The organism is Candidatus Brocadiaceae bacterium, assembly GCA_012728835.1.
In the GTDB taxonomy this organism is placed as follows: Bacteria; Planctomycetota; Brocadiia; order SM23-32; family SM23-32; genus JAAYEJ01.
In genome coordinates, this window is sequence record JAAYEJ010000029.1 from 17,123 (window position 1) to 44,086 (window position 26,964).

The 26,964-nt window shown below is 71.1% G+C and carries 24 protein-coding genes; 14 read left to right on the plus strand and 10 right to left on the minus strand.

Annotated elements, in window-relative coordinates; all coding sequences use genetic code 11:
* Positions 1 to 223: 223 nt before the first annotated feature.
* The 4 genes from GXY85_04260 (at position 224) to GXY85_04275 (ending at position 5,516) form a co-directional block, all read left to right on the plus strand.
* Positions 224 to 1,063: a trypsin-like serine protease gene (locus GXY85_04260; protein ID NLW50043.1), complete on the plus strand. Its 840-nt coding sequence runs from the start codon at positions 224 to 226 to the stop codon at positions 1,061 to 1,063.
* The gene (locus tag GXY85_04265; protein NLW50044.1) at positions 1,044 to 2,774 is read left to right on the plus strand and encodes a hypothetical protein; all 1,731 of its coding nucleotides are present in this window, start codon (positions 1,044 to 1,046) and stop codon (positions 2,772 to 2,774) included. Before GXY85_04260 ends, GXY85_04265 begins: the two co-directional genes overlap by 20 nt.
* Before the next feature lie 100 nt (positions 2,775 to 2,874).
* The gene (locus GXY85_04270) at positions 2,875 to 3,348 is read left to right on the plus strand and encodes a beta-hydroxyacyl-ACP dehydratase (GenBank protein NLW50045.1); all 474 of its coding nucleotides are present in this window, start codon (positions 2,875 to 2,877) and stop codon (positions 3,346 to 3,348) included.
* Positions 3,349 to 3,392: 44 nt separating this feature from the next.
* A complete protein-coding gene (locus GXY85_04275; protein NLW50046.1) occupies positions 3,393 to 5,516 on the plus strand; it encodes a glycine--tRNA ligase subunit beta in 2,124 nt (707 codons plus the stop codon).
* On the opposite strand, the gene GXY85_04280 is transcribed toward GXY85_04275, so the two are convergent.
* Positions 5,489 to 7,831, minus strand: coding sequence for a VCBS repeat-containing protein (locus tag GXY85_04280; GenBank protein ID NLW50047.1), 2,343 nt, complete (start codon positions 7,829 to 7,831; stop codon positions 5,489 to 5,491). The genes GXY85_04275 and GXY85_04280 overlap by 28 nt on opposite strands.
* Positions 7,832 to 8,149: 318 nt before the next feature.
* On the opposite strand from GXY85_04280, the gene GXY85_04285 reads away from it, so the two are divergent.
* Positions 8,150 to 9,748, plus strand: a complete 1,599-nt coding sequence (locus tag GXY85_04285; protein ID NLW50048.1) for a SpoIIE family protein phosphatase — start codon at positions 8,150 to 8,152, stop codon at positions 9,746 to 9,748.
* A 3-nt stretch (positions 9,749 to 9,751) separates the two neighbouring features.
* On the plus strand, positions 9,752 to 11,314 hold the full coding sequence (locus tag GXY85_04290; protein ID NLW50049.1) for a HAMP domain-containing histidine kinase: 1,563 nt from the start codon (positions 9,752 to 9,754) through the stop codon (positions 11,312 to 11,314).
* Positions 11,315 to 11,372: 58 nt separating this feature from the next.
* On the opposite strand, the gene mutS is transcribed toward GXY85_04290, so the two are convergent.
* On the minus strand, positions 11,373 to 14,003 hold the full coding sequence (gene mutS, locus GXY85_04295; protein NLW50050.1) for a DNA mismatch repair protein MutS: 2,631 nt from the start codon (positions 14,001 to 14,003) through the stop codon (positions 11,373 to 11,375).
* Positions 14,004 to 14,145: 142 nt separating this feature from the next.
* Positions 14,146 to 14,301, minus strand: a complete 156-nt coding sequence (locus GXY85_04300) for a hypothetical protein (GenBank protein NLW50051.1) — start codon at positions 14,299 to 14,301, stop codon at positions 14,146 to 14,148.
* Positions 14,302 to 14,478: 177 nt separating this feature from the next.
* On the opposite strand from GXY85_04300, the gene rplM reads away from it, so the two are divergent.
* Both rplM and rpsI read left to right on the plus strand, forming a co-directional pair.
* Positions 14,479 to 14,913, plus strand: coding sequence for a 50S ribosomal protein L13 (rplM, locus tag GXY85_04305; protein ID NLW50052.1), 435 nt, complete (start codon positions 14,479 to 14,481; stop codon positions 14,911 to 14,913).
* 54 nt (positions 14,914 to 14,967) lie between these two features.
* Positions 14,968 to 15,360, plus strand: coding sequence for a 30S ribosomal protein S9 (gene rpsI / locus GXY85_04310; protein NLW50053.1), 393 nt, complete (start codon positions 14,968 to 14,970; stop codon positions 15,358 to 15,360).
* A 98-nt stretch (positions 15,361 to 15,458) separates the two neighbouring features.
* Here rpsI and GXY85_04315 read toward each other — a convergent pair whose 3' ends face one another.
* Complete coding sequence (locus GXY85_04315) at positions 15,459 to 16,211, minus strand: YebC/PmpR family DNA-binding transcriptional regulator (GenBank protein ID NLW50054.1); 753 nt, start codon at positions 16,209 to 16,211, stop codon at positions 15,459 to 15,461.
* 441 nt (positions 16,212 to 16,652) lie between these two features.
* Here GXY85_04315 and GXY85_04320 point away from each other — a divergent pair, with 441 nt between their 5' ends.
* Positions 16,653 to 16,916 carry a DUF192 domain-containing protein gene (locus tag GXY85_04320; protein ID NLW50055.1) on the plus strand — a complete coding sequence of 88 codons (264 nt, stop codon included), beginning with the start codon at positions 16,653 to 16,655 and terminating at the stop codon, positions 16,914 to 16,916.
* 525 nt (positions 16,917 to 17,441) lie between these two features.
* Here the strand turns inward: GXY85_04320 and ilvC are convergent.
* Positions 17,442 to 18,497 carry a ketol-acid reductoisomerase gene (gene ilvC, locus GXY85_04325; protein NLW50056.1) on the minus strand — a complete coding sequence of 352 codons (1,056 nt, stop codon included), beginning with the start codon at positions 18,495 to 18,497 and terminating at the stop codon, positions 17,442 to 17,444.
* 220 nt (positions 18,498 to 18,717) lie between these two features.
* Between ilvC and larC the strand changes: the two genes are divergently transcribed.
* Positions 18,718 to 19,917: a nickel pincer cofactor biosynthesis protein LarC gene (larC, locus tag GXY85_04330; GenBank protein ID NLW50057.1), complete on the plus strand. Its 1,200-nt coding sequence runs from the start codon at positions 18,718 to 18,720 to the stop codon at positions 19,915 to 19,917.
* A gap of 32 nt (positions 19,918 to 19,949) precedes the next feature.
* Here larC and GXY85_04335 read toward each other — a convergent pair whose 3' ends face one another.
* The 5 genes from GXY85_04335 to GXY85_04355 all read right to left on the minus strand — a co-directional run bounded on the left by GXY85_04335 (position 19,950) and on the right by GXY85_04355 (position 23,700).
* A complete protein-coding gene (locus GXY85_04335; protein NLW50058.1) occupies positions 19,950 to 21,059 on the minus strand; it encodes a flippase-like domain-containing protein in 1,110 nt (369 codons plus the stop codon).
* Positions 21,060 to 21,287: 228 nt separating this feature from the next.
* The gene (locus tag GXY85_04340) at positions 21,288 to 22,049 is read right to left on the minus strand and encodes a glycosyltransferase family 2 protein (GenBank protein ID NLW50059.1); all 762 of its coding nucleotides are present in this window, start codon (positions 22,047 to 22,049) and stop codon (positions 21,288 to 21,290) included.
* Positions 22,050 to 22,149: 100 nt separating this feature from the next.
* The gene (gene nagB / locus GXY85_04345) at positions 22,150 to 22,935 is read right to left on the minus strand and encodes a glucosamine-6-phosphate deaminase (protein ID NLW50060.1); all 786 of its coding nucleotides are present in this window, start codon (positions 22,933 to 22,935) and stop codon (positions 22,150 to 22,152) included.
* A 145-nt stretch (positions 22,936 to 23,080) separates the two neighbouring features.
* Positions 23,081 to 23,278 carry a hypothetical protein gene (locus GXY85_04350; protein NLW50061.1) on the minus strand — a complete coding sequence of 66 codons (198 nt, stop codon included), beginning with the start codon at positions 23,276 to 23,278 and terminating at the stop codon, positions 23,081 to 23,083.
* Positions 23,279 to 23,469: 191 nt separating this feature from the next.
* Entirely contained in the window at positions 23,470 to 23,700 is a 231-nt protein-coding gene (locus tag GXY85_04355; GenBank protein ID NLW50062.1) for a hypothetical protein, read from the minus strand.
* Between the two features lie 249 nt (positions 23,701 to 23,949).
* Here GXY85_04355 and mtnP point away from each other — a divergent pair, with 249 nt between their 5' ends.
* Genes mtnP through GXY85_04375 form a run of 4 tightly spaced genes read left to right on the plus strand, consistent with a single transcriptional unit; the run spans position 23,950 to position 26,748 of the window.
* Entirely contained in the window at positions 23,950 to 24,819 is an 870-nt protein-coding gene (gene mtnP / locus GXY85_04360) for an S-methyl-5'-thioadenosine phosphorylase (protein NLW50063.1), read from the plus strand.
* A 47-nt stretch (positions 24,820 to 24,866) separates the two neighbouring features.
* Complete coding sequence (locus GXY85_04365; protein ID NLW50064.1) at positions 24,867 to 25,403, plus strand: anti-sigma factor antagonist; 537 nt, start codon at positions 24,867 to 24,869, stop codon at positions 25,401 to 25,403.
* A gap of 5 nt (positions 25,404 to 25,408) precedes the next feature.
* Positions 25,409 to 26,350, plus strand: a complete 942-nt coding sequence (locus GXY85_04370; GenBank protein ID NLW50065.1) for a hypothetical protein — start codon at positions 25,409 to 25,411, stop codon at positions 26,348 to 26,350.
* Complete coding sequence (locus tag GXY85_04375) at positions 26,347 to 26,748, plus strand: PqqD family protein (GenBank protein ID NLW50066.1); 402 nt, start codon at positions 26,347 to 26,349, stop codon at positions 26,746 to 26,748. The genes GXY85_04370 and GXY85_04375 overlap by 4 nt, the downstream gene beginning before the upstream one ends.
* Positions 26,749 to 26,964: the final 216 nt, after the last annotated feature.

Consider the following 26,964-nt stretch of genomic DNA (forward strand, 5'->3'; position numbering starts at 1 on the left):
CCCCGTCGGGGCCGCAATCCTGATTTGCATGATCCGGCGCAAGCGGCTATAGTGATGCCGATCCCTTCGGCCTGGAGGAACCGCCGTCATGAAGCGCCTGACGCTCTGCTGCCTGGTGCTGGCGTGTTGCTGCGCGGCGTCCGCCGGAGCCGAGACGGTGCGGCTGAAGACGGGCCACGTCCTGACCGGCGACGTGCTGGCTCAGAAGGCCGAGTTCCTGGTGCTGGACATCGGCTACACGGTGCTGGAGGTGCCTCGCGACCAGATCGAGGCGGTGGAGGCGTCCGAGGAAGCGGCGGGGCCGGGGCCCGAGGCCGGCAAGACGGGCGTGCTCTACCGGACCGCCGCCCTGAAGCCCGGCACGGTGCGGGATCTGGTGGAGACGTTCGGCACCGGCGTCGTCAAGGTCCACACGCCGAGTGGGAGCGGCAGCGGCCTGATCATCAACGAGCTGGGCCATGTCATCACGAACGCCCATGTCATCGAAGGGGAGACCCGCGTCTCGGTGATCCTCTTCGCGCGCGAGGGCGGCTCGACGGCCCGCCGCACGGTCGAGGACGTGCAGATCGTGGCCGTCAACACGTCGGCCGACCTGGCGCTGCTGAAGATCGAGCCGCCGGACGACGTGGCGCTGACCCCGCTCTACTTCGGCAGCATCGACCGGGTGCGTGCCGGCGAGCCGGTGTTCGCCATCGGCAACCCGTTCGGGCTCGAGCGCAGCGTCAGCGAGGGGATCGTCAGCCACCGGGCGCGCCTTGTCGACGGCATGCTGCTTCTGCAGACGACCGCGCCGATCAACCCGGGCAACAGCGGCGGGCCGCTGCTGAACATGCGCGGTGAGGTCGTCGGCGTGACGAACATGAAGCTCACCGGCATGGCCGAAGGCCTGGGCTTCGCCGTGCCGATCCACTGTGTGCGGGACTTCCTGAAGTTCCGCGACGCCTACGCGTACGACAGGAACAACCCGAACACCGGGTACCACTACCTGAAGCCGCCGCATGCCGGCGGGGAAGGGGCGCGAAGCGATGAGGAGCAGCCGGAGCGTGAAGACGAGCAGGCGTAGTCGGCGTGCCCTTGCGTGGTCGGTCGCACTGGCGGCGGTGCTGGCCGTTGCCTGCGTGCGTGCGGCGGAACCGTTCGAGAACCTGATGCCCGAGGGCGTCATCGTCTGCGTCGCCGCGCGGGACGTGCCGGGCTCTGTCGAGTCGGTGAAGGCCTCTCCGCAGTGGGAACTCTGGTCCGAACCGGGCATGGAGTTCTTCCTGGGCGATGTCACCGAGGCGATCGAGGACATGCGCACCGAGCTGCTGGGCGACCTCGGCGTGTCTCCGGAGGAGTTGCTCGCCATGCTGGGCGGACAGGTGTGCGTGGGCGTGTACCCGCGCGGGGACGGCGACGCCCACTTCCTCCTGCTGGCCGACGTGAGCGGCAGCCCGGAGACGGCCGCCAGGCTGGTTCGCGAACTGGTGCGCAGGGAGCGCGTGAGCGGCGAATACGATGTGACCGAGGAGGAATTCCGCGGCCACACGATCCACCACGTGCAGCCCGTAGAGGACGAGACGGCCGAGGAGGAGGAACCCGAATGGTGGGAACCGGAGCCTCGCCGCGAGTACCCGGGCTACCTCGCCCTGAGCGACAACGTGCTGGCGAAGGCGTCCAGCCCGGACCGGTCGCTGCTGGAACGTCACCTCGTGCTGCGCGCCGGCGAGACGGCCGTGCCGAGCGTGGGCCGGTCGGACGATTACCGGCGCCTTCAGCCGCACGTGGGCGCGGACGCGGACGTGGTCGCATTCGTGGACATCCGGACGGCGGCAGGGCTCGAGGACGGCGAAGGCGCCTCCGTGCCGCCCGCGCTGGGCCTGGGGTTCGACGTGGATGCCGACGGGAGCGAGGCCGTGCAGGGACTGCTGCTGATGCCGCGTCCGCGCACGGGCTACGTGCGGGCCTTCATCCCGGAGGGCGGCTCGGTGCAGGTGCCCGCGTTCGCCGATGCCGACGGCGCCCTGATCGCGGCGCTGCACTTCAGCATGCCGGTGCTCTGGGAAGAGATCGTGGCGACGATGCAGCGGGACGCCCCCGAGGCGTACATGAACATGCAGCAGGGCCTGCAGGGCCTGCCCTTCAACCTGGAGAACGACATCATCAACGCGCTCGGCGACCGCGTGTTCTTCTACATGGCGTCGGCGGATGCCTGGGAAGAGCGCTCCATCCTGATGCCCATGGCCCTGGTGGCGCGACTGCGGGACGCAGCGGCCTTCGGCACCGCCTGGAAGCAGATCCTGGCCATGGTCCCCCCCATGTTCCGGGTGGAGACCGTCGAGTTCATGGGCGTGGAGATCCAGCAGTTCGGCATGGCGATGGCGGAACCCGGGATGCCCATGCCCCGGCCGTGCGTGGCGGTGACGGCCGACAAGGTGGTCCTGGCCAGCGGGCTCCAGGTGGTCAGGGACATCATCCGGAACGACGCGCGTTCGGCCGGCGCCGTGTCGGAGACGGAGGACTTCCGCCGGCTCGCCGGCCTGACGATGGAGGATCCCGACGCGGTGGTCTACGCCAACGGCCAGGCCATGGGCCGGCTGGTGAAGGGTCAGGTCGAGCGGCAGAAGCAGATGATGCGCGACATGGGCTTCGACGCGGAAGACGACGAGATGCCCGACGAGATGCCTTGGGACCTCCTGGACAAGTACTACACCAGCAGCATGCTGACGGCCCGATGGACGGACGACGGACTGCTGATCAAGGCCCGATCGCTTGCGCCCGCCGCCGGCCGGTAGGCGGCCGGCGGTCCGGTGGGGCCGCGGAGCCTCCGCGGCCCCGATCAACCTGACTGTTCCCCCGGAACGCGGGGCAGCGGCCCCGCAGGAGAGACCGTTCATGCCCCCGAAGCCGGTTGTGGACCTTGCCCGCGTGGACCTGGCCAGAGTCGTGGCCGGACCGGAGGAGATCCGGCGCCGCAACGCGCAACGCTACGAGATGGAGCACCTGGACGCCATCTGCCACATCGACCTGGAGGAGGGCGTCATCGTCGGCTACAAGGACGTGCGGGAGGATGAGTTCTGGGTGCGGGGCCATATCCCGGGCCGCCCGCTGCTGCCGGGCGTCATCATGTGCGAAGCGGCGGCGCAGCTCTGCAGCTACTACTACAAGGAGGCGGTGCCGGCGGACAGCTTCCTGGGCTTCGGGGGGCTGGAGGGCGTCAAGTTCCGCGCCGAGGTGGTGCCGGGCCAGCGGCTGATCCTGGCCGCCCGGAGTCGCGACCTCCGCCCGCGCCGCGCCGTGTTCGACTGCCAGGGCTTCGTCGACGGCCGCATGGTCTACGAAGGGACCATCATCGGCATGCCGATGTAGCCGCACCCGCCGGCGCCCGCCCGGCCCCCCCATGGAACACGCCCATGTCTGACCTGCTCTACGAGATCGGAACCGAGGAGATACCGGCCGGCTACCTGCAGCCCGCGCTGCGGCGGCTGGTGGACGAGTTCGCCGCCCTGCTGGCCGCCAACGGGCTGGAGGCCCGGAGCGTGCGCGGCGCCTGCACGCCCCGGCGGCTGACGCTGGCGGCCGGCGGCCTGCCGGAGGCGCAGGCGGCCCGGCGCACGAAGGTCGTCGGCCCGCCCGCCTCGGCGGCGTTCGACCGCGACGGGCGCCCGACGCCCGCCGCGCACGGCTTCGCGCGCAGCAAGGGCGTGCCCGTCGAGTCCCTGCAGATCGAACAGAGCCGCAAGGGGCCCTACGTGGCCGCCGTCGTGGAGGAGCCGGGCCGCCCGGCGGGCGAGGTCGTGCCGGGGCTCCTGGCGCAGGCGACGGCCGGGCTGCGCTTCCCCAAGTCGATGCGGTGGGAGTCGGGCGGGGCCACCTTCGCCCGGCCCATCCGCTGGCTGGTGGCGCTGCTGCGGCACGAGGTGCTGCCGCTGGAGATCGCCGGGGTCCATGCGGACCGCCGCACGCGCGGGCACCGGTTCCTGGCTCCGGGGGAGATCGAGCTGCGTGACGCCTCGTACGAGGACTACCGCGCCGCGCTCCGACGGGCGTACGTGATTGTGGACGACCGGGAGCGGCGGGACATCCTGAAGGGCAGGATCTCGGCCATCCTGGGTGCGCATGGCTCGGAACTGCGTGACGAGGCCCTGCTGGACGATGTGACGGGCATGGTCGAATGGCCGCACGCGGTCGAGGGCTCCTTCGACGATGCCTTCCTGGCCGTGCCCGCGCCCGTGCTGGTGGCGGCCATGAAGGGGCACCAGTACGACTTCCCCGTGTGGGGTGCGGACGGGCGGCTGCGGCCGCGCTTCGTCGCCGTCTCCGACCGCACGGAGGAGCACGACGACCTCGTGCGGGCCGGCAACGAGCGCGTGCTGCGCGCCCGGCTGGACGATGCGCGCTTCTTCTGGGAGCACGACCGCGGCCGGCCGCTGGACGAACTGGTTCCCCGGCTGGAGGGCGTGGTGTTCCTGGGCGGGCTCGGCACGAACCTCCAGCGTACGGAGCGGCTGGCCGGGCTCTCGGTGCGCATCGCGCAGCACCCGGGCGGCGGGGCGCCGGTCGAGCACGTGCAGCGCGCGGCCCGGCTGTGCAAGGCCGACCTGCTGACGGGCCTTGTCGGGGAGTTCCCGGCCCTGCAGGGCGTGGTGGGGGGGGAGATCGCGCGCGTGCAGGGCGAGCCGGAGCCGGTCGCGCGGGCCGTCGCCGAGCACTACCGGCCCGCCGGCCCCGACGATGCGCTGCCGGAGACGCCCGCCGGACGCGTCCTGGCGTTGGCCGACAAGCTGGACGTCATCGTCGGGTGCTTCGCCATCGGCCTGCTGCCCAGCGGCTCGCAGGACCCGTATGGCCTGCGCCGCGGTGCGCTGGGCATCCTGCGCATCCTGGAGCGGGACGTGGCCGTCCCGTACGAGGCGCTCCTCCGGATGGCGGTGGAGACGTACAGGGAGCACGGCGTCGAGACGTCCGAGGAGGCGCGGGCGGCGCTGGTCGCGTTCGTGCTGGAACGATTGGAGCAACTCGCGCGCGACCGCGGGTTCCGGCACGACTTCGTTGCGGCCGTCCGGGCGAGCGGCTGGCGGCGGGTCGACGACTTCTGGAGGCGCCTGGAGGCGCTTGTGGAGTGTGCGACGCGCCCCTGGTGGCCCGAGCTGGTGGAGCTGGTCGACCGCACCCACCGCATCACGTCCGACGACGGCGACGGGGCGGAGCTGCGCGAAGACCTGCTGAGCGAGCCCCTGGAGAGGCAACTGGCCGCCGCGCTGGCCGAGCACGCGGGCGGCATCCGGGAGCGCTTCGCGGCGGGCGACTACGTCGGCGGGGCCGAGGCGGGCTGCGCGGCGTTCGCCCGGCTCGTGCACGAGTTCTTCGACCAGGTGTTCATCAACGTCGAGGACCGGGCCGTGCGGGCCAACCGGAAGGCGCTCTGCCGCCGGGTCTGCACGCTCTTCTCGCACAACCTGGCCAACCTGTACTGGATCCAGACGACCGAGGGGCAGGGGGAGTCGGCTCAGTCCTCCGGGGGCTGCTGCGGGTAGACGATGACGCGGTCGTGGACCACGATGGCGATGTCGGTGAGGGCGTCGCCGGTGACGTCGGCGGCGACGATCTCGCGGGGCTCCACCGGGGGCGTGTCCGTCCGTTCGTAGATGGGGCCCTCGTAGACGCGGAAGCGCAGGGCGCGCTTCCAGTCGCCGTCCGGCGCCTGGGCGATCACCTCGATCTGGTGCTTCTGCACCTCTCGGAGCAGCAGTTCGTTGCGGCTGTCGCCCGTCAGGTCGGCGATCAGCGCCTCGGCGTAGGTGGTGTCCTTCTGGTCGGTCTCGTAGGCGGCCACTTCCTTCAGCTCGGGTGCGCCCTGCTCCAGGAACAGCACGCCCACCTTCTCCTGGCCCACCAGGAGGACCTCGGCGGTGCCGTCTCCGTCGGTGTCGGCGGTCGTCAGCCCGAGCAGTTCGAACGGCCCGATGTCGACGTCGCGGGCGACCTCGTAGAGGTCGTTCGCGCCGCGCCGGAGGATCGACAGGCGGCTCGACGCGGAATCGCACGCGAGGAGTTCGGCCTGCCCGTCGCCGTCCAGGTCGGCGGCGGCCAGGGCCGCGTAGGACGCGCGGGGGTTGGCGTGGCTGTACTGGTCGTCCACGTGCAGGTTCGTGCCGTCGTAGCGGACGGCGCGCACCAGGTTGCCCTTGCCCAGGAACAGGGCGGGCGCCTGGGGGCCGGAGGCGACGGCGGCGGGCTTCAGGTCGCGGAGCATGTGCCGGTAGAAGCCCGGCTGCTCGCTGACGTCCGTGAACAGGCCGTCGGGCCCCTGCATGAGCAGGGCGGGGGGGGCGTACTGGGGGAAGGCCAGCAGGTCGGCGGCGCCGTCGCCGTCCGCGTCGACGGCCACCAGGGCCGCCGGGGGCTCCTTGAACGTCTCGACGGGCTGGCGGCGCTTGACCTCGTAGCGGTCGGGCGTGCGCTCGAGGGTGACGATCTCCACGGGGCCCCGGTCGGCGCCTTCGGGCGGGGTGCCGCGCACGGCGCAGTAGACGAACGGGCCCGCGGCGGCCGGCCCGGCGCCCACGGCGATGCCGTGCGGCTCGCCGTTGACGGGGATCGGGGTCGGATAGGTCAGCCGGCCCGACTCGGCGTCGTAGCGGGAGACGCCCAGTATCCCCTCCTTGCGGCTGCCCACGAGGATCTCGGCCGGTCCGTTGCGTGGCTGGAACGCGGCGAGCGCCGAGGGCTCCTCGAGGGCCGGGAAGCTTTCCGGCGGGGCCATGCCGCCGCCCGCGCGGCTGAGCACGAGGCTCAGGCGCGCGGTGCTGGGGTTGCTGACGATCACGTCGGGCAGGCCGTCGCCGTTCACGTCGGCCACGACGGACGTACGGTTGCGGCTCTTCTCGTCGCGTGGGAAGGCGATCAGGTGCAGGTCGCCCGCCGGCGTGCCGGCCGGCCCGGCGTCGTCGTGCTCCACCGACCACCGGAGCACCTTGATGCGGTTCGTCGTGGACTCGACGACGACGATCTCGGGGGCGCCGTCGCCGGTGCAGTCGCCGACGGCCACGTGGCGCGGCGGCGGCATGCGGAAGCGGTATTCGGGCCCCGGCGTGCCGTCCGGCAGCGTGGGACGAACGCGCAGCGGGTAGCGCGTGCCCGGGGATCGGAAGACCATGTCCGGCCGGCCGTCGCGGTCGACGTCGCCCAGGACCAGTCCGAACGACCGTTCGATGGCCACCGGATAGTGCTGCGGCTCGGCCAGGCGGCCCTCGTCGTCCTGGAAGAACACCAGGAGGTCGTCCTGGGCCAGCAGGACCAGGTCGGCCCGCCCGTTGCCGTCCAGGTCGGCCTGCTCGAAGCCGCCGGCGAACTTGGACGGCAGGTCCGGAAGGAAGCTCTGTACGGTCTCCCAGCGGCCCTCGTCGTCGGGGCGGGTCACGAGCACCTCCATGTCGGCCGTCAGGTAGACGATGGCGGCCGGGGCGCCGGCGAAGGCCCCGACCTCGCAGCCGACGATGCTCTCGTTGAGCCGGATCTCGTCCTCGAACAGGAGCCTTTCGGGCGCCAGATCGTTCAAGCCGTCCGGCTCGAAGGCCTCCGGCGTCTCCCCCGGCTCCCACTGGCGCAGGATGTGCACCTTGCCGGCGCGGTCGTTGACCAGGACCAGGTCCGTGCGGCCGTCGCCGTTCATGTCGTGCGCGGCGAGCGCCCCGATGCCGTGTCCGCACGGGAAGAGGTGCGGCCCGGTGAATCGAAGGCGGGGGCCGCCCGCTCCCGGTGCGTCCGGGGCTTGCGGAGCCTGTGCTGCCGCACCGGCGGCGACGGCCGACGCGAGCAGGAGTGCGAGGACGATCGGCGCAGTCTTCATGCCGGAGCATCTCCCCCTGGGGAATCGGGACGGGCCAGCATCCGGGCCGCATTCTACCACCGGGCGCGCGGCGGCGCCAGCCGGTCGGCGGGGAGATTGGGCCGCCGATTTTGGCCGGGCGAAAACCGGGGGCCGGCGGGATGCCCGGGGGCGCTCAGAGGGGCTTTGGAGGCCCTCCGGAGCCGTCTGAGACGGGTGGCGGGGGGCGCCCGGCCGGCGGATTGAGGGCGCCCTCGGCCTTGTGGTAGAGTGGCGGCGTCCCCGGTACCGGTGTCGGGCCCCGCCCGGGACCGGCGTCGTTTGGGGAGCGATGGGACCATGGTCAAGCTTCTGTGGGACAGCGGCGAGTCGCGAGGGGCCGGCCCGGAGGTCTTCCGCCCGGAGGACTACCGGGACCTGCTTGCCCGCCTCTCGGCCCTGGCAGGGGTGAGACTGGCCTTCGAACGCGAACGAGAGGCCCGCAGCCCGGACAGGGCGCTGGCCCCCGTGCGGCTCGGCAGCACCCGCACCGGCTGGGTCGTGGCGGCCCGGGCGGACGGCCCGGCCGCCGCGGCGGCCGCCGAGGCGGTCGTCGAGGCGGCCGCCGAGGTGACCAGCCGGCTGTTGACGGCCGAGCGGGACGTCTCGGCCCTGGCCGCCGAGGTGGCCGATCACAGCGAGGAACTCAACTTCCTCTACGAGATGAACTTGCGCGTGGGCGGGCTGACGGACGAGGACGAGATCTGCCAGTACGTGGTCAAGGAGGCGGCCTATCTGCTGGACTGCGAGCGTGCCTCGCTGATGCTGGAGGACAGGGCCACCGGGGTGCTGAAGATCCGCGCCGGGGTGGGCCTGCCGGAGGACATACCCGAGGACCTGGCGGTTCAGCCGGGCCAGGGGATCAGCGGCAAGGTCTTCCAGAGCGGCACGAGCCTTTTCGTTCGGGACGGCGATCCCCTGCCGGCGGACTCCCTGCAGGTCGGCAACCTGCGCGACGCCAAGAGCTTCCTGAGCGTGCCGCTGAAGATCACCCCGCAGGAGGACGAACAGGAGCACATCCTGGGCGTGTTCAACCTGACCCGGAAGCGCCTGAGCGACCGGTTCACGGCCAGCGACCTGAAGCTGGTCAGGGCCGTGGCGGCCTCCGCCGCCATGCAGATCCACAACTGCCGCCTGATCGATGCCGAGCAGCGCCGCCGCGAGCTGGAGCACGAGCTGCAACTCGCCGCCGGCATCCAGTTGAGCCTGCTGCCGGAGGCCCCCCTTCGGTTCGGCGCCGTCAAAGTCGGCGGCCACTGCCGGCCCGCGCGGCACGTGGGCGGCGACCTGTTCGACTACTGGGTCCGGGGCGACCACCTCTGCCTGGTCATCGCCGACGTGTCCGGACACGACCTGGGCGCCGCGCTGATGGCCGCCGCGGTGCGGAGCGTCATGCGCAGCGAGTCGGCCCACAGGCGGTCCGTGGCCGGCCTGCTGGAGCAGGTGAACCGGGCGCTCTTCGACGACCTGGCCAACGCCGAGCTGCTCGTCAGCGCCTTCTACGCCGAGATCGACCGGGCGTCGGCCGTGATGACCTTCGGCCGCGCGGGTCATCCGAAGCCCCTGCGGCTGCAGTCGGGCCGGGCCGAGAACCTCGACACCGCGGGCACGCTGCTGGGCCTCTGCGAGGATGGGCAGTTCGAGGAGCGGGCCGTCCGGCTGACCCCCGGCGACGCGATCGTGCTGTACACCGATGGGCTGGCCGAGGCCCAGGACGCCGAAGGGCGGAGTTTCGGGCCGGAGGGCGTGGCGCGCGCCGCCCTGGAGAGCCTGGGCCGGCCGTCCGGGGACGTGGCCGCACACATCGTCGGGACGGCGGCCCGGCACTGCGAGCCGTCGCCGGGCTCGGACGACATGACGGCGCTGGTCGTGCAGTTCGGCGGCAAGCAGGAGGAGTGATCCATGAGGGACGAATCCATCCATCCTCTCCAGACCCGGTTCTTCTACGTCGGGTCGATCTTTGCGATCAGCCTCGGCCTGGCCTGCCTGATGTGGCGGTTCCGAGACGTGAACCTGATCCTGATCGCCTTCGGCCTGACCTGGGCGGTGCTGGTGACGGCGCTCACCTGGGAGGTGGTGACCCGCGCCGCGCGCCTGCAGGCCATGGTCCGGTCGCGCACCTACGCGCTGGAGCGGTCCAACGGCGACTGGGCGGCCCTGCTGGACCAGTGGAAGGCGTTCCACACCATCAGCAGCGAGATCAACCAGAAGACCGGGGCCGACGAGATTGCGCAGACCTTCGCCCACCGGCTGTGCACGAGCCTGCCCGGCGTGGACGGGGCCTGGGTCTGGCTGGAACCCGGCCTTCTGCCGGACGGCGGCGGCGGGGCATCGGCCGGCGAGGGGTTCGCACTGGCCGCCCGTTGCGGCCCGGACTTCGGCATGCCGGAGCCGCTGTGCGTCCTGCGTCCGGACAACCCCCTGACGAGCCGATGCTTCGAGGCGCCCGGCGTGACGATGGGCCATCACCTGGCCCTGCGGGCGCGCGCCTGGGGCTGGCCCTGGCTGGAGGCCGCGCGCATGGAGTCGTTCGCCGGCATGCGGCTGGAACTGGACGGCCGGCTGCTCGGCGTGCTGGGGCTGTTCAGCCGCCGTACCCTCACGGTGGAGTTCGTCAGCCGCCTGGACCTGAGCGTCAACCAGCTCACGGTGGCACTGGAGAAGGCCCGGCTGCTCCGGGAGGCGGCGGGCCGCGCCGACGAACTGGCCGCGATGGACGACGAACTGGGGCGCCTCGGCGCCATGAGGGACTGGCTGGTCTCGTCGGCCGGGCGCGACCTGCGCGGACCGCTGGCGAACATCCGCTCCATCGGCGAGATCCTGGAGCACTGTGAGGACCTGGCCGGGCAGGAACGGCGGGAGTTCGGCCGCGTGATCCGCCATGAGAGCGGGCAGGTCTGCGGGCTGCTGGCCGACATGGTGGACCTGGCCCGCATCGCGGCGGGCGACCTGGCCCTGGCGCCGCACACGCTGGACCTGGCCGGAGTGGTGGCCCGATGCTGCGAGTCGTTCGCCCCGGAGGCCGAGGAGCGCGGCATCGTGCTGGAGACGACCGTCTCCGGCGCCGTCCCGGCGCACGCCGACGGGCAGGCCGTCGGCCGCGTGCTGAACAACCTGCTGGCCAACGCCCTCAAGTTCACCCCCGGCGGGGGGCGCATCCGCGTTGCCCTGGACGTGCTGGGCGGCAGCGACGAGCCGCTGGACGCCGTGGTGAGGGTGAGCGACACGGGCGTGGGCATCGCGCCCGGCGAGCAGGCGCGCATCTTCGACCTGTTCGCGCAGGTCGCCGCCGAGTCGGGCGAGCGGCCGGCGGGTGCCGGGATCGGGCTGGCGATCTGCCGCGAGATCGTCGAGGCGTCCGGAGGCCGCATCTGGGTCGACAGTCGGCCCGGGGACGGCAGCACGTTCGCCTTCACGCTGCCCCTCGGGGCGGCCGCTGCGGCCGCCGCCCGGCGCGTGGCCTGAAGCCGCCCGGGCGTCCCGCGTATCGTCCGGCCCTGCGCCGCGCACGGGGGCGGCGCCGTCAGGGCCGCTCCTGCTCGCGCAGGCGGCGCACGATCTCCGTCAGGTGCGTCAGGGCCTCCAGGGGCGTCATCGCCTCGGGCTCCAGCGCCAACAGATCCTGCCGGATGCGGTCGTCCAGGGGCCGGAACAGGGGCATCTGGACCGGGCGCGGTCGGGGTCCTGGCCGGCGCGGCTGCGGGGCGAACCGGGGCTGATCGTTCGGTCCGACCGCGTTCTCCTCCAGGTGGGCCAGTATCTCCCGCGCCCGGTCCTGCACCTCGGGCGGGACGCCCGCCAGCCGGGCCACGTGGATGCCGTAGCTGCGGTCCGTGGCGCCGGGCACCACGCGGTGCAGGAAGACGACGTCCGTCTTCCATTCCCGCACGGCCACGTTCAGGTTGCGAACGCGCTCCAGCGTGTCGGCCAGTTGGGCCAGCTCATGGTAATGGGTGGCGAACAGCGTGCGCGCGCCCAGGTGGTTGTGGATGTACTCCGCGGCGGCCCAGGCGATGCTGACGCCGTCGAAGGTGCTGGTGCCGCGGCCCACCTCGTCCAGGATGATGAGGCTGCGCTCGGTGGCGTTGTTGAGGATGTTGGCGACCTCGACCATCTCGACCATGAAGGTGCTCTGGCCGCGGCGCTGTTCGTCGGTGGCGCCCACGCGGGTGAAGACGCGGTCGACCAGGCCCACCTCGGCCTGGCCGGCGGGCACGAACGATCCCATCTGGGCCATCAGCACGATCAGGGCCGCCTGGCGGATGTAGACGCTCTTGCCGGCCATGTTCGGGCCGGTGATCACGAGCAGGCGGGCGCGTTCGGGGTCGAACTCCAGGTCGTTCGGCACGAACTCCTCGTCCAGCATCTGCTCCAGCACCGGATGGCGTCCGTCCCGGACGCGCAGCGCGAGCCCCTCGTCGATCCGCGGGCGCACGTAGCCGGCCTCGGCCGCGACGGCGGCCAGGGAGAGCGCCACGTCGAGCGCCGCCAGGGCCTCGGCCGTGGCCTGGAGCCGCGCCGTGTGCTCGGCCACCTGGCGGCGCACGTCCTGGAACAGGTCGTATTCGAGCTGCCGGGCGCGCTCCCCGGCCGTCAGAACGGCCGATTCGCGTTCCTTGAGTTCCGGCGTGATGTAGCGTTCGGCGTTCTTCAGCGTCTGCTTGCGCACGTAGTCGGCCGGCACCTTCTCCTTGTGTGCGTTCGTGACCTCGATGTAGTAGCCGAAGACCTTGTTGAAGCCCACCTTGAGCGACGGGATGCCGGTGCGCTGCGTCTCGTCGGCCTCGAACCGCGCGATCCAGTCGCGGCCCTGGCGGGCGGTCGCCCGCAGGTCGTCCAGTTCGGGGTGGTAGCCGTCCTGGATCAGGTCGCCGTCGGTCAGCGTCGTCGGCGGATCGGGGCGGATGGCGGCTGCGATCAGGCTCTCGGCCTCCGGCACGGGGTCCATGGCCCCGCGCAACTCCGCCAGCAGGTCCGCCGTGCAGGGCGCCAGCAGCGTCGCCACCTGTGGGATCCGCATCAGCGAGCGGCGCAGGCCCACCAGGTCGCGCGCGTTGGCGCGGCCGCAGCAGACCCTGGCGGTCAGGCGTTCGATGTCGTAGATGCCCTCCAGCGTCCCGGCCAGTTGCGCACGCAGGGGGCCGGCGGCGAACAGCTCTTGCACGGCCTCCAGGCGGCGCTCGATCAGGGCGGGGTCGCGCAGCGGCGTCAGGATGCGCCGGCGCATCAGGCGGCTCCCCATCGGCGTGCGGGTGCGGTCCAGCACGCCCAGCAGGCTGCCGTCGCGGCCGCCGCCGCGCATCGGCTCGACCAGCTCCAGCGCGCGCTGGGTGGTGGCGTCCAGCACGAGGTAGCGGTCGGGGAGGAACCGTTCGATCCTGCGGACCTGCCCCACGGCGGCGCGCTGGGTCTCCTGCAGGTAGACGAGGACCGCGCCGGCGGCGCCCAGCCCGGGCCCGAGGTCGTCGCACCCGAACCCCTGCAGCGTCGCCGTGCCGAAGTGCTCGTTCAGGCGGCGGCGGCCCTCCTCGCGGCCGAACTGCCAGGGCGCCAGGCGCGTCACCAGGCAGCCCTCGGGCAGGCAGGGCAGGGCGGGGTGCCCGCCGGAGTCCTCGTCCCTCGATGCCTCCGAGAGGAGGCATTCGGCCGGTCGGACACGCGCCAGGCTGTCGGCCAGGCGGCCGACGGGTACCTCCTCGACCTCGAACCGGCCGGTCGAGAGGTCGACCCAGGCGACGCCCGCCTCGGCGTCCGAGAGCGCCACGGCGGCCAGGTAGTTGTTCGAGCGGCTGTCCAGGATGTGCTCTTCGGTCAGCGTGCCCGCAGTGATGATGCGCGTCACGTCGCGGTCGACCAGGCCGCGCGCCTCGGCGGGGTCCTGCACCTGCTCGCAGACGGCCACGCGGTGCCCGGCGCGGATGAGGCGCCGGATGTAGCCGTCGGCGGCGTGGTGGGGGAAGCCGGCCATCGGCACGGCGCCGGCCCCCTTGTCGCGACTGGTGAGCGCCAGGCCCAGGTCGCGCGCGCAGGTCCGGGCGTCCTCGAAGAAAACCTCGTAGAAATCGCCCATGCGGAACAGCAGAACGGCGTCCTGGTGCTTCCTCTTGAAGGCCAGATACTGCTGCATGACCGGCGTGTGGGGAGACTTGGCCATCGACCGCCTGCTCAAGGGGGGCACGGACGGCGACAGGATACGGGCTGTCCCCGGCGTTGTCAATTCGGGAGCCTGGGCCGCACACGGACGCACACGGACGCACACGGACGGGCACCGACGGGCACGGACAGCGGGGCCGCCGTCAGCGCCTGAGCCAGAAGAAGGCCGCCGCCCCCGCCAGCGCGGCGAGGACGGCCAGGGCCAGGAGGACGCGGCGGGCCGTGGCCCCCGGCGATGCGGGGTGCACCCGGCGGCCGCAGGAGGGGCACTGGGCGCTGCGGAGAGCCGTGTACGTCATGAACTCCTCCCGGCAGTGCGGGCAGGTGGCCGTGCGGCCGCGGGTTCGTTTGGGGTCCTTCCCGCGCATGGTGGCGTGAATCCCTTTGACAAGTGGGCACGCTTGCCCTATAGTAGGTGGTTCGTCCCTCCCGGGGCAAGGGGAATTGTATCCCGACGCTTTTTCCGGACTCCGTCGATGAAGACGCGCTTTGCGCACAAAGAGGACTACAAGGACAACCGCCGCTGGTTGCACGTCGATGCCAGCGACCAGGTGTTGGGCCGCCTGGCCACCCGCGTGGCCGTGGCGCTGATGGGCAAGGACCGCCCGGATTACACGCCCAACGTGGATACCGGCGCCTACGTGGTGGTGACCAGTGCCGAGCGGGTGCGCCTGACAGGGCGGAAGATGGATCAGAAGGTCTACCGCCATCATTCCGGCTACCCCGGCGGGCTCAAGGAAGTGTCCGTGGCCGAGGTGCTCCGGAAGCACCCCGAACGCGTCATCAAGGAGGCCGTGCGCCGCATGCTCCCCAAGAGCAAGCTCGGCGACGCCATGCTGACGAAGCTGAAGGTGTATGCGGGGCCCGACCATCCGCATACCTACCACAAGCCCCAGGAACTCCCGCTGTGAGCGTGACGGGGCAGCGCCCCGAAGGAACGCCAGAACTCGAGGTGAGCAGGACGAATGGCTGACGATTACATCTGGGGAACCGGCCGGCGCAAGAGCGCCGTCGCCAGGGTGCGCATCCGACCCGGCACCGGCGTGATCCGCGTGAACGGACGTGACGTGGAGGATTACTTCCCGCGCGAGGGGCATCAGTTGGCCATCAGGGAGCCTCTGCGCGTCACGCACAACCAGGGGCGCTATGACGTGTGGATCGGCGCCCGGGGCGGCGGACTCACCGGCCAGGCCGAAGCCGCGCAACTCGGCGTGGCCCGCGCGCTCCTGGTCAGCGATGCGTCCCTGCGCGAGGTGCTGAAGGGGGGCGGCCTCCTGACGCGCGACAGCCGCAGGGTCGAGCGCAAGAAGTACGGAAAGCGCGGCGCGCGGCGGTCCCCGCAGTTCAGCAAGCGCTGATACGGCCGCAAGCCGAAGACGAAGACAAGGGCGCCCGCCGCATGCCTCGTGCCTGCGGCGGGCGCTTTTTCGCGGCCCCCGGGCGAGGACGCCCGGGGCTACGCATCGTCCAGTTCGGCCATCAGCTCCGGCGGCAGGTTGAAGTTGGAGTAGACGGCCGTCACGTCCTCGTCGTTCTCCAGGTCCTCCATCATCTTGAGCACCTTGCGGCCGTCATCGACGCTCAGGTCGACGTAGGACTGCGGGACCATGGTGACCTCGGCCGACTCCACCTCCAGGCCGGCCTCCCGCAGGGCGTCGCGGACGGCGTGCAGGGAGCGGGCGTCGCAGCTCACCTCATAGTCGTCCCCGGCCTGTTGGAAGTCGTCCGCCCCGGCCTCAATGGCGATCTCGAACAACTCCTCTTCGGACCGCCCGCCGGCGGCCAGCAGGATGAGGCCCCGGGTCTCGAACGACCACGACACGCTGCCGCCGGCCGCGAGTTGACCGGCGTGGTCCCCGAATATCTTCCGCATGTTCGGCGTGGTGCGGTTGCGGTTGTCGGTCAGCGCGTCCACCATGACGGCGGCGCCGCCCGGCCCGTAGCCCTCGAAGCGCACGGCCTCGAGCTGGCTCCCTTCGAGTTCTCCGGCGCCCTTCAGGATGGCGCGCTCGATGTTGTCCTTCGGCATGTTGACGGCCTTGGCCGCCTCGATGGCGTACTTCAGGTCCAGGTTCATGTCCGCGTCCTTGCCGCCGTGGCGCACGGCGGTCATGATCTGCTTGGCGACGCGGCTGAACGTCTTGCCGCGCCGGGCGTCTTCCTTCGCCTTCTTGTGCTTGATTCCGGCCCAATGGGAATGCCCAGACATTTGTTCCTGCTCCGGTCGGGACGATGCGGGATGTGCGCGACGAACGCCGGGAGGGTCAGGCACCGGGGGGCGGAGGCTTGCGCCGGCGCCGGCGGGCGGGACGGCACGCGCGCCGCGGCACGGGATGGCGGAGGATGTCGATCATGATTCGGCCGTCTTGCGAGGGGAATATACCTCGATTATACGGCATGGCGCGCGCCGTGCCAAGCCCGGCGCGCGGCCGTGCCAAGCCCGGCGCGCAGCCGTGCCAAGCCCGGCGCGCGGCTGGCATCCCGGGTCGGCGCCCCCCTATAATGAGGTCCGAGGCCACGGTTGGGGGGCCCTCGGTCTCCGAAAGGGGTGTCCGTGAAGACCTGCCGGGTGACGATCGCCGATACCGACGGCGTGCTGCTGGACCGGGCCGAGGTGGCCCTGGGGAGCCTGCAGCGCCTGCGCGGCCTGATGGGGCGCCGAGCCCTGCCGCCGGGCGAGGGCCTGCTGATCCCGCACTGCAGCTCCGTGCACACCTTCTTCATGCGCTTCCCGATCGACGTGGTCTACCTGTGGCGGGACAACCGCGTCCTGAAGATCGTCCACGCGATGCGGTGCTGTCGCGTCTCGGCCTGCTGGTCGGCGCGGTCCGTGCTGGAGATGCCGGCGGGCTGGGCAGAGGCACACGACCTGCGCGCCGGAAGGACCCTGACGTTCCACGACATCGCACCGTGACGGCCACGCGGGGCGACGCGTCGGCTGGAGGGGCACGCTCCGTCGTGCCCGCTCCTGCAATGACCGGCCGCCTGCCATCCCCGGCCGCGACGGAGCGCGGCCCTCCATTTGCACGGACGGTTCACGCCGTTGGAGGGGCACGCTCCGTCGTGCCCGATCCTGCAATCACCGGCCGCTCGCCATCCCCGGCCGCGACGGAGCGCGGCCCTCCACTTGCACGGCCGGTTCACGCCGTTGGAGGGGCACGCTCCGTCGTGCCCGCTCCTGCAATCACCGGCGGCCTGCCATCCCCGGCCGCGACGGAGCGCGGCCCTCCACTTGCACGGACGGTTCACGCCGTTGGAGGGGCACGCTCCGTCGTGCCCGCTCCTGCAATCACCGGCCGCTCGCCATCCCCGGCCGCGACGGAGCGCGGCCCTCCACCGACTCCCGGCCGCGACGGAGCGCGGCCCTCCACCGACTCCCGGCCGCGACGGAGCGCGGCCCTCCACTTGCATGCACGCCGCCGCCGGGCAGGTAGCGCGGCTACTTGCCCCAGTTCTCCGGGCGGAGGCTGCGGACGGCCGCGCCCGCGCGCCACATCTCCGAGTTCTTGATCTTGTCCAGCTCGACGCGCAGCTTCTGCTGGTAGTCGGGGCGGCTGTTGCTCTCCAGGACGATGCGCGTCTCGGTGCCGTTCTTGACGCTCTCGTAGAGCTTCTTGAAGACGGGGGCGACGGCGTCGCGGAAGCGGTCCTTCCAGTCGAGCGCGCCGCGCTGCGCGGTGGCGCTGCAGTTGGCGTACATCCAGTCCATGCCGTTCTCGGCCACCAGGCGGATGAGGCTCTGGGTGAGTTCCTCGACCGTCTCGTTGAATGCCTCGCTCGGCGTGTGGCCGTGGGCGCGCAGGACGTTGTACTGCGCCTCCATGACGCCGGCCAGGGCGCCCATCAGGATGCCGCGTTCGCCCGTCAGGTCGCTCCACACCTCGTGCTCGAAGCTGGTGGGGAACAGGTAGCCGGAGCCGATGGCGATGCCGACGGCCAGGCAGCGCTCCTCGGCGCGGCCGGTGGCGTCCTGATGGACGGCGTAGCTGGAGTTGATGCCGCTGCCGTCCAGGAAGTTGCGGCGCACGGACGTTCCGGATCCCTTCGGGGCGACCAGGATCACGTCGACGTCCTCGGGCGGCACGACGCCGGTCTGCTCGCCGTAGACGATCGAGAAGCCGTGCGAGAAGTAGAGGGCGTCGCCGGCCTTGAGGCAGCCCTTCAGCGCGGGCCAGACGATCTTCTGCGCGGCGTCGTTGAGGAGATACTGGACGATCGTGGCCTTCCGGGCGGCCTCCTCGATGGGGAAGAGGGTCTTGCCGGGCTCCCAGCCGTCGGCGACGGCCCGGTCCCAGTCCGCCTTGAAGTCGGGCGACTGGCCGATGATCACGTTGAATCCGTTGTCGCGCATGTTCAGCGACTGGGCGGGGCCCTGCACGCCGTAGCCGATGACGGCGATCACTTCGTCCTTGAGTACCTCGCGGGCCTTCTCCAGTGGGAACTCGTCGCGGGTCACCACGTCCTCGACCACGCCGCCGAAGTCTATCTTCGCCATGTCGGTGCTCCTTAGCTCAATGGAGGATCGCGCGTTCACGCGCCCACACGGCGATCGGCCGCGGGACGGGTCTCAGAGCGACATTCTGCCCTGTCCCGGCCCGTTTTTCAAGGATACGGAGGCCCCGGGTCTCCGCGATTGCGGCGGCGGCGGCGATGTGGTCTAATCGCCGGAACCGCCGGCCGCGGCGGGCATCATCGGGGAGTGCGAAGGGACCGAGATGAAGATCGGCTATCTGGACTGCTTCAGCGGCATCAGCGGGGACATGTGCCTGGGTGCGCTCGTGGATGCGGGCGTGCCCCTGGAGGCCATCGCCGAGGCGCTCGGGACGCTGCACCTGCACGGGTACTCGCTGGAGGCGCACACCGTGCACCGGGCGGGGATGCGGGCGACCAAGGTCGACGTGGTGCTGGAGCACGACCACCACGGCGACCACGGCCACCATCACCACCACCCGCACCGCGGCCTCAGCGACGTGCTGGCCATCATCGAGGGCGGCGCGCTGCCGGACAGGGTGGTGGCCGACAGCTCGGCGGTGTTCCGCGCGCTGGCCGAGGCGGAGGCGTTCGTGCACGGCTCGGACCCGGAGCAGGTGCACTTCCATGAGGTGGGCGCCGTGGACGCGATCTGCGACATCGTGGGCACCGCGGTGGGGCTGCACGTGCTGGGGCTGGAGGCGATCAGGTTCTCGACCGTCAGCCTGGGCGGAGGTACCGTCCGGGCGGCCCACGGCGTGCTGCCCGTGCCCGCGCCGGCCACGGCCGAGCTGCTCAGGGGCCTTCCGACCGCCGGCGGGCCTGTGGACTTCGAGCTGGCCACGCCGACCGGCGCCGCCATCCTGAAGGCCCTGGGCGAGCCCTCGCCGCGCTGGCCGGCCATGACCGTGGAACGGATCGGCTGCGGCGCCGGCGGGCGCGACCTGCAGGAACTGCCCAACGTGCTGCGGCTCGCCGTGGGGACGGCGGCGGAGGGCGGCGGCTTCGCGGCGGACATCGTCTGGGTGCTGGAGGCCAACCTGGACAACATGACGGGCGAGGAGGTCGGCTACTGCACGGAGCGGCTGCTGGCTGCGGGCGCGCTCGACGTCTTCACCGTGCCCGTGCAGATGAAGAAGAACCGCCCCGGGGTCGTCCTGACCGTCCTGTGCGCCCCCGAGAAGCTGCAGGAGATGCAGGCGCTGGTGCTGAGGCATTCGGCGACGCTGGGCGTGCGGTGCGCCCTGCACCACCGCGCGAAGCTGCGCCGCCAGGTCCGCTCCGTGACCACGCCGTGGGGCGAGGTGCGCGTCAAGGAGGGGTATGTGGACGGCCGCCGGGTGCACTGTGAGCCGGAGTACGAGGACTGCCGGCGAATCGCGGACGAACGCGACCTGCCGTTGCGGCAGGTCCGGCGTGCGGCGCTGCAGGCCGCCGACGCCTGAGCGGCGCGCCGGCCGGGGGTGAGGGGCCTCGGTCAGGCGGCCCCGGCCGGATCGGGGGCGGGCGGCTTGGGTTCAGCGTCCTCCCCGGCTTCCTCCACGGCGCGACCGTAGCGCAGGGACAGTCCGACCAGGCACAGCCCCCCCAGGCCGATTCCATAGGTGTAGAACAGGACGCGGCTGATGAGTGTCACGGCGGCCGCTTCCCCCGGGGAGATGCCGAAGGCTGCGCAGAGCGCGATCATGGCCGTCTCCATGACGCCCGCGCCCCCCGGCGAGACCGAGATGTCGCCGATGAACGTCGAGATCGTGACGATGGCGACCACCCGCAGGTACCCGGTATCCGCGCCGAGCCCGCGAAACAGCATGTAGTGCGCCAGGCAGAACAGCAGCCACGCGACTGCCGAGAGCAGGAAGGCCGTGAGCAGGGCGGTCGTGCTGCCGGCCATTCGGGCGATGGGTGCGGAGATGTTCCGCACCTTCCGCGTTAGGTACTCCTCGAATTCCGCGCACGTGGCGAACCGGAGGCGCAGGATGCCCATGGGGCGGCTGCGGTAGAGCAGCGGCAGCAGCCGGCGCAGGGCCAGAACCGCACCCTTGACGACCTGCCGGCGCAGGATCACCAGCGTCACAGCGGCGGCCACGACCAGGAGGACGCCGACCTCCATGGCGAGCTTCGAGTAGAGCCCGATGCCGACGAACAGCACCACGAAGTTGACCGTCGCCATCAGGAAGAGCAGGAAGACGGCGCCGTTGCTGATCTTGTCGGCCAGAATGGTGCCCAGGTGTGCGGTCTTCTCCCCGCCGAAGGCGCGGCTCATGTAGTAGGCGCGGATCGGTTCGCCGCCCACGCGCGCCCCGGGTGTGACGACGTTGCCGAAGACGCCGGCCATGTAGATGGGCAGAAGGGCCGCGACGCTGCGGCGGTCGCTCCGGGGCATCAACTGCTGCCAGCGCAGGCACCAGAGCAGGAACATGGCCATGAAGAGGGCGGCGGCCGAGCCGACGGCGGTCCACTCCATGCGACCCGCCGCCTCCAGGATGCGGCCGAAACCGATGTGCCGCAGCACGAGGAACAGAAGGCACAGCACCAGCGGCACGGCCAGGGCCTTCAGGGCGTGGAGGAATGTGCGCGCGGTGTTCATCTTCTGCCTGCCCTCCCTGCATGGCTGAGGCCCGCGGAGCAGACGGACGCGCGCGGATGCACACGGACGGACACGGACGCACACGGACGGACACGGACGCACGCGGATGCACACGGGCGCACGCGGGCGCACACGGACGCACGCGGATGCACACGGACGCACGCGGACATCGCCGCCCGGCGGTGCGGGCGCAGTGGAAGCGCGCGAAGGAACATGACGTCGGCCACCTCAGCGTCGCAGGCGGGCGATCGCCGCTGCGTGGTAGACGGTCGCCCAGGTCAGTTGGAGCTTGTCGCAGAGCCGGATGCGGCTGGGGGCGTCTTCGTAGGAGCAGGGCACGGGCACCTCGGCGATTCGGAAGTCGCGTCTGCGGGCGCGGGCCAGCCGGGCGAACAGGAGCATGGACGAGTGCTCGAAGGCGTAGCGTCCGGCCTCGGGCAGGTGCCGCGCCAGGTACGCCGCCGTCTCCCGCGAGTAGACGCGGTAGCCGCTCTGCACGTCGCCGATCGGCACGCCGGCCAGCAGGGCATAGGGGGCGCTGGCCAGCAGGTTCGCCGCGCGCCGGACGGCCGGCATGTGGTCCTGATGCCGGCGGCCGACGACGAGGTCGTAGGGCCCGATCAGGCCGCAGAGCCGGGGCAGGAGGGCGGGGTCGTTCTGCATGTCGGCGTCGAGCACGGCCACCGCGTTCCAGTGCGTGTGGCGCGCGGCCGCCTGCAGTCCGTGCACGACGCCCGCCTGTTTGCCGAGGTTGACCTCGTGGTGGACGGCCTGCACACGGGGATCACACGCCAGACGGTCGAGGATCGCGCCGGTCGAGTCGGTGGAGCCGTCGTTGACGACGACCACGAGGCCCAGGCCGCAGGCCAGGGCCGCCTCCACGCACCGGGCGAGGTGCCGCTCCTCGTTGTAGGCGGGGAAGACGGCGGCGACGTGGGCCATGGCCCGCTCGGCGCGCTGCCCTGTCCGCTGCTCCACCCGTATCCGCATCGTCCCCCCGGCGTCGTGTTGCCTGTGCGACGGTCTGCTGCGGCATTATACCAGGGGGGCCGGGGGCGGGGAAGGGCGTTCGCGGCCCCCGGACAGGCGCTCAGAGCCGGTCGAGGATCTGGGACCGGTTGCGGTCCTGCCACCGGTAGAAATCGGCGCGCCGGAGCCGGGCGGCAGCCGCTTCGTCGACGATGGCCACGGTGTCCGGGTGCATCTGGAGGGCCGAGGCCGGCACCTGGCTCGTGAGGGGGCCCTCGATGGCGGCGGCGACGGCTTCGGCCTTTCCGGCGCCGCCGGCCAGCAGGATGCACCTGCGGGCGTCCAGGATCGAGGCGATGCCCATGGTGACGGCAAAGCGGGGGACCTCCTCGGGGCCGGCGAAGTAACGGGCATTGTCCTCGATCGTCTCGGGGGCCAGGGCCGCTACGTGGGTGCGGGACCCCAGCGAGGTGCCGGGCTCGTTGAAGCCGATGTGGCCGTCGCGCCCGATGCCCAGGACCTGCAGATCGATGCCGCCGGCCTGCCGGATCGCCTCCTCGTATGCGGCGCAATGGGCCCGCAGGGGTTGGGCCAGGCCGTCGGGGACGTGGGTGTTCTGCGGCTTGACGTTGATGTGGTCGAAGAGCCGGTCGTTCATGAAGGCGCGATAGCTCTGCGGGTGGTCCGGCCCGAGGCCGACGTATTCGTCCAGGTTGAACGTGACGACGGGGGCGAAGTCGAGCCCATCGTTCGTGTGGGCGTCGATCAGGCGGGCGTAGAGCCCCTCGGGAGAGCTGCCGGTGGCGAGGCCCAGGACCGCGTCGGGCTTCTGACGGAGCGCGGCGATGACGATCTCGGCCGCCCGGGCGCTCATCTCCTCGTAGTCGCGGACAAGGATGACGTCCATCGGCACGATTCCTCGCAACGGGTCAACGGCACGGAGGCGTCCGGTCGGTTGGCCTTCGGGGGAAACACGGCGGCGCCCCGGCCAGGGGGGCGCCGCCGTCCGTCCTGCGCAGACCAGACCATGCGGCGCAAGGCCGCATCGGCACTCAGCGATACGGAGGGAAGCTGCTCTCGTAGAGCGAACTCTTCTCGTCCAGTCCGAGGGTCCAGTCGACGTCGTCGACCATGCTGTCGATGTCCCGCCTCATGGAGTAGTTGCGGTATCGGTTCCGTTCCAGCGTGCAGCCGAGCGAACCGACGACCATTATCAAGCAGAGGACTACGCCGACCCAGCGGGTGATCATCTGTCTCGTCTCCCTCACAATGAACCGTGCCCCGGACGGGCTGCCAAGACTATAGTCATTCGCCTGGCCGTTGTCAACCCGGCAGGACCTTCCGGCGCCGCCAGGGCATCTCAGGCCCATGCGTGCAGAGGGGCGGCGAACCCCCGGGGGCGCTGTGCAGCCCCCCCGGGAGGTCCGCGACGTCGGGAAGATCATTCAACGCGCTCGCCCTGTGCCTCGAGTGCGCGGCGGCGTTCTTCCTCTTCCGCCTGCTTCGCGGCCTGCTGCTCCGGCGTGAGCTGAGGTTCTGCGGACTCGACGCCGGCCGCAGGCGTCCCCGCCCCGCCGGCAGGAGCACCCTCGTCCTTGCCACCGAAGAGCAGGATGGCACCCACAATGATGACGATGACAACGACAATCCCGATCCCCACGCGCTTGTCCACGATCAACCTCCAGAGACTTGATCCTGAAACCTCCCGGCCGGAGCCCTCTCGCTCCCCCTGGTACCGGGGGGGGTCCGCATACGAAAGCATTATAGCGGGGTCTCGGCAGGCGCGCAAGTCCTGTTCGGCTCACAGTGCGGAGGGCAGTTGTGGCTTGACTCCCGGTCCTGAGCGATTAGAATGCGGCAGCGTGGTGGGGGCGTTGCGGCCTCCGATGATTCGGACGAACGGCATCTGCGGGAGTGACCGATGGAGCGACTGGATGAGGCGATCGGCGTGATCGGAGGCTCGGGGCTGTGCGGCATGGAGGGTCTGGAGCCGATCGAGGAGGTGGAGGTGGCCACCCCGTTCGGCGCGCCGTCCGATCACTACATTGTTGGGAAGATCGAGGGCCGTCTCGTCGTCTTCCTGGCCCGGCACGGCCGCACGCACCGGCTGCTGCCGCACGAGCTGAACTACCGGGCCAACCTGTTCGGGTTCAAGAAGCTCGGCGTGCAGCGCATCGTCTCGGTCTCGGCCGTGGGCAGCCTCAAGGAGGACATCCATCCGCTGCACATTGTTGTGCCGGATCAGTTCTTCGACAGGACGCGCCACCGCGCGGACACGTTCTTCGGCGACGGGGTGGTGGTGCACGTGGGATTCGGGGACCCGGTATGCCCTCAACTGCACGGCGCGCTCTGCCACGCGGCGGCGGCCAGCGGAGCGACGGTCTGGCCGGGGGGCACCTACGTGTGCATGGAGGGGCCGGCGTTTTCCACGCGGGCGGAGTCGCAGGTCTATCGGTCCTGGGGTGCCAGCGTGATCGGCATGACGAACCTGCCGGAGGCCAAGCTTGCCCGCGAGGCGGAGATGTGTTACGCTACGCTGGCTCTCGTGACCGATTTCGACTGCTGGCACGAGGCCGAGGAGGCTGTCACGCAGCAGGACGTTCTGCAGAACATGCAGGCGAATGTCGCCACTGCACAGAGGACGCTGCGTGCGCTGGTCGCGTCTCTCGGGCGGGAGCGGTCCTGCGCATGCGGGGACGCGCTCCGCAGTGCGTTCGCCAGGCCGCCCGGGCAGGCGCCTGCGGCCGCGCGGGAGAGACTGGACATCATCATCGGCAAGTACTTACAATAGCCGGTCAGCAGCCACACGCACACGCGAACTGTGGGAGAAGCGCAGAGATGCCAGACGAGATCGTCATCAAGTGCGACAACTGTGGGCATAAGCTGGTCACCGAGAGCCGGTTCATCGGCAAGAAGGGCAAGTGCCCCAAGTGCGGCGCCACCATCCGTCTTCGGCAGCCCGGCGCGGCCTCGTCCGGAAGCGGGGAGCAGCAGGTGGTTGTCGAAGAAGTGGAGACGCGCAAGGACGCCCTGCTGCGGGTCAAGAAGCAGAACGACGTTGCCATCGTCGGCTTCGCCACCTCCCGCATCCTCGACCAGTCGAACGTGCAGCAGCTCGGCGAGGAATTCGACGCGCTCATCGACCAGTTCAAGCTGCGCAAGATCGTCGTCAACTTCTCCGGCGTCACCTACATGAGCAGCGCCGTGATGGGCAAGCTGGTCGGGCTGCTCAAGAAGTCCAAGGCCTCCGGCGGGCGCCTGATCCTCTGTGCGATCGAGGACAGCATCTTCGAGATCTTCGAGATCATGCGATTCGACAAGATGTTCGAGATCAGCAAGACCGAGGACAAGGCCGTTCTTGAACTGACGGGCTGAGTGGAATGGCTGTCAGCCGTGCATCGGACGGCGAGAAGGCCCTGAAGGCTTTCGGCTGGCAGGCCGTCGCCCTGAATGTCCCTCCCGACTGGGAACTCGCCTACACGCGGGGATCCCGCGAAACCGGCCGCGTCCGCCTCACCGACGGCGAATCCGTGCGGCTGGAACTCGACTGGCGCACCGACCGCGGCGTCGCCTCCCCGGCGGCCGTGGCGGGCCTGTTCCTGGCCAAGCAGGCCCGCAAGGCGCGCAGGAACGGCACGGCCTTCGACGTGCAGCGCGGCCTGAACCTCGCCCACCCGCCCGGCATGGACGTCGAGTGCTATCGCTGCGTCGGCCCGCGGCAGGTGCTCGCCATGGTCAGCCGCTGCCGCGAATGCCGCCGGCTCGTGCACCTCCAGATCCTCGGCGCGCGGGACGACTCCCTGCGGAGCCTGGCCCGGCGCGTCTTCTCCTCGCTGCGCGACCATCCCGACGAGGGCGTGTGCCGGTGGAGCATCTTCGACGTGCGGCTGCAGACTCCCGAGCGGCTCCGCCTGGCCGAGAGCAGCCTGCAGAGCGGCCGCATCCGGCTGAGCTTCGCCCGGGGGCCGAGCCGACTGGAGTTCACGCGCGTCAGCCTGGCGGACGTGCTTCTGGCCCGGCAGAGCCTGGCCGACTGGTTCCGGACCATGCACGCACGCCGGCTGCGGCGGCGCCGTTTCGTGGTGGAGGAGGCCCCCGTGCGCGGCCACGCCGGCCTGCGGGTGCACGGCCGGCGCCGGCTCCTGCTGGACCCGGGCCGGCCGGTGGGGCGCGGGCGCGTCCTGCGGGCCGCGTGCTGGCACTGCGAGGAGACGAACCGGCTGTTCCTGTGCGCGTTCGACGGGCTTGCGCGGGACCTCGCGTGGTTCGAGCCGGCGGTCGAGGCGTTCGAGTGCTGCGACGGCGGGGAGGCGACGAGATGAGGCCATTCGGGCGCCCGCGGTCGGCCGGTCGGCCGCTGAGCCGTGCGCTGTCCCTGTCGGCCCGGCCGGTGCTGAACCGTCTGGTCAAGGTGGACCGCGACCGGGAGGGGCACGTGATCCTCCAGGTGCCCCGTGCGGACAACTCCCTGGTGCGGAGCGTCACGCGCTGGTTCCGGCTGCCGCCGTACAAGCCGATTGCACTTGACGAACTCGGGACGTTCGTCATAGAACTATGCGACGGGCGCCGCACGGTGCGGGATTTGGTTGATATGTTTGCGAAAAGGTATAAACTCAACCGGCGGGAGGCGGAAGTGGGGATGACGACGTTCCTGCGGACGCTCGCCCGCCGATCGATCATCGCACTGGTCATCGAGGGCGAGGACGTGCCGGCTCCCTGAGGCGGCGACCGTTCGGTTAGCTTGCGGAGGTCATCTGTGGCACAGCCCGGGCACGGCGGCGGACAGAAGATCGGCCGGCAGATCGTCCTGCCGTTCAGCAAAGCGTTCGAGATCGCCTGGAAGGGCATCAAGATCCGCATCTGGCGCTCGATGATCACCATGAGCGGCATCATCCTGGCCATCGCGTTCCTCATGTCCGTCTGGACCGGCGGCGTC